A 685-nucleotide genomic window follows, 5' to 3' on the forward strand; every position below is an offset into this window, starting at 1 on the left:
GCCCTGCTGACAGCCTGCAAGCCCTTAGGTTGTGTAGTCGGTGTCCGAATGGGGTATGCCTCAACCTGGCGTCAGACCGGACGACCGAAGTACGTCAAGATAGGGGCTATTTCGGCTTTTCCTGACGTTTCCCTACAAACCTCTATGACTTCAACCTGACAGGCCACGGCTTCAGGCTGCTTGGTTGTCATTGGGTTTATCAAAACTTGAAGAAGTGGCGGGCTGCCGCTATTAGTTAAGATTCACTCAACACAAGGACGCGACGATGATTCAGAGATTTGTTGTTGTTCCTGCGATCCCCATCGAAACAGGATCGATTCGTAATGGAACTCGCTTTCACTCCACTACAGTTCCTGGCGGGTTTGATATTTATGACAATCAAGATAAGCAGCGATTGCAGTTCACCTACCCGACACAGATAGAAGCAGATGCTGAATGCGAAAGACTGAACATGGAGCACTATCAAACCTCTATGACAACACCTACCGGCATCAGCTCACCATGATCTAGTCGTTCTCTGCTCAACGGTGTGGACTGAAAACAAAAGCCCCGGCATCTTGACGGGGCTTTTGTTGAGGGGATCTGATCCTTCAGCTCCCACGATTGTAGTCAAGAAATGAAAGGCAAACCGAGCAAGTGCAAACACTCTGACAGAGACATGCCCGAACTTTGCGGGTCACAGGGC

1 protein-coding gene is annotated in these 685 nt (G+C 49.9%); it reads left to right on the plus strand.

Features of this window, described 5'->3' with window-relative positions; all coding sequences use genetic code 11:
* Positions 1-265 precede the first annotated feature (265 nt).
* Positions 266-505 (plus strand): hypothetical protein, encoded by a 240-nt coding sequence (locus ACF8MI_RS21860; protein WP_081791613.1) that lies wholly within the window; start codon positions 266-268, stop codon positions 503-505.
* The last annotated feature ends 180 nt before the right edge of the window (positions 506-685 follow it).

Source organism: Pseudomonas sp. yb_9, from assembly GCF_043103635.1.
GTDB lineage: Bacteria > Pseudomonadota > Gammaproteobacteria > Pseudomonadales > Pseudomonadaceae > Aquipseudomonas > Aquipseudomonas monteilii.

What these genes read in the sequence shown, in the direction of transcription:
- ACF8MI_RS21860 (WP_081791613.1), top strand. Translation starts at nt 266, where the DNA reads ATGATTCAGAGATTTGTTGTTGTTCCTGCGATCCCCATCGAAACAGGA.